A 548-nucleotide genomic window follows, 5' to 3' on the forward strand; every position below is an offset into this window, starting at 1 on the left:
GGGCATTGTATTCATAACGCTTTGTCACCAGTTGCTGTTGCAGTGCGCTGCTTTGAGCGTAAAAGTCATTATGGATTTTCTGCCACGCTGTTTGTTGTTCGCTGGTCAAAGGCGCGGCATTTTGCTGCCACATACCGTGTCCGCCGTGAGCAAATGCCGATGTCGATCCCATCGCCATTGCTGAAAGCGCCATCATTACCAGGGCAATTTTCGTGTTCCGTTTCATGGTTAATCCTCCAGTGGTTGTCTTACTTCGGGTATTGCATCTTCCGTGCCAACGATGAAACGCTGATATGACGGGTAATCTGGCATGATAAACGAGTAAAAATGACTCGCCTGCTGCGGGTAGCGAGTCATTTTTACTCATTGAAACTTAAGCCTTTGTGTTACAGCGCAGGGTAAGCGCTGATAAAAGATGGCATGATTTCTGCTGTCAGAAAGGGATGAGCAGGCAAAGAAGAAGATGCGTTTTATGCAACGTTCTAAAGACTCCTTAGCTAAATGGTGAAGCGCGATCCTCCCCGTGGTCATTGTTGGGCTGGTAGGGT

The 548-nt window shown here is 48.0% G+C and carries 2 protein-coding genes; both read right to left on the reverse strand.

Going from position 1 to position 548, the window contains the following annotated elements:
- Positions 1-226, reverse strand: a 226-nt coding sequence (locus tag ACEWB7_RS17410) for a periplasmic heavy metal sensor (RefSeq protein WP_115969460.1), incomplete at its 3' end; no start/stop codon positions are given.
- Between the two features lie 137 nt (positions 227-363).
- On the reverse strand, positions 364-548 hold a 185-nt coding region (locus ACEWB7_RS17415; protein WP_411581014.1), incomplete at its 5' end, for a hypothetical protein.

This window comes from Acinetobacter sp. NIOH-H-8 (assembly GCF_046635365.1).
Taxonomy (GTDB): Bacteria; Pseudomonadota; Gammaproteobacteria; order Pseudomonadales; family Moraxellaceae; genus Acinetobacter.